The following is a 690-nucleotide window of genomic DNA, read 5'->3' as shown; positions in this document are numbered from 1 at the left end:
TCCCAGACCGACAGCTTGTCGGCCGGGAAGTCCTTGAGGTTGAACGTGACGATCACCTGGGCCTTCGCGCGGACAGCCGCCGCGAGCACGTGGCGGTCGTCCGGGTCCGGTAGATCGAGCATTTCGATCAGCGGCTCGTACCCTTTGACCAGTACGTCCCGGATGGAGCCCGCCATGAGCTCGCGCGTTCGCTTCAGCTTGTGCGGGGCCAGGTCGGGCCGGTTGCTCTCCAGGTTCCGGAAGGTCTCGTCGAGGATGCGGTCCGTCCACTTCGCCTGTACCAGACCCGCCTGCGCGACTCTGATGAGCACGTCACGCAAGGTGCTCGGGTACAGAACGTTGGCGTCGTAGACGGCGGTGAAGGCCATGGCCTCAGTTCATTCCCATCTCCTGGCCGAGCTGAGTGAGCTCGTCCGCCACCAGGCGGCGACGGTGGTCGTCCTGACGCTTGTACTCCAGCAGAGAGGACGCGGTGATCCTGCGGTGTGTGCCGACGGTCCTGTACTCGATCTCCCCCGCCTCCAGGAGCCCGATGAGGAATGGGCGGGACACGTTGAGCATGTCGGCGGCTTGCTGGGTGGTGAGTTCGGCGTCGGAGGGAACGACGGACACGGCGCGGCCGGCGCCGAGGTGAGCGAGGAGCGACGCGAGAAGCTCCACGGCCTCGCGGGGGAGGATCAGGGGTTCAGA

The 690-nt window shown here is 66.2% G+C and carries 2 protein-coding genes; both read right to left on the bottom strand.

Going from position 1 to position 690, the window contains the following annotated elements; translation table 11 throughout:
* Positions 1–368, bottom strand: a 368-nt coding sequence (locus V2J85_RS40315; RefSeq protein ID WP_330824354.1) for a PIN domain-containing protein, incomplete at its 3' end; no start/stop codon positions are given.
* 4 nt (positions 369–372) lie between these two features.
* Positions 373–690, bottom strand: a 318-nt coding sequence (locus V2J85_RS40310; RefSeq protein ID WP_330824353.1) for a helix-turn-helix domain-containing protein, incomplete at its 5' end; no start/stop codon positions are given.

The organism is Streptomyces bugieae (assembly GCF_036352915.1).
GTDB lineage: Bacteria > Actinomycetota > Actinomycetes > Streptomycetales > Streptomycetaceae > Streptomyces > Streptomyces endophytica.
This window is presented reverse-complemented; position numbering and strand designations above follow the sequence as displayed.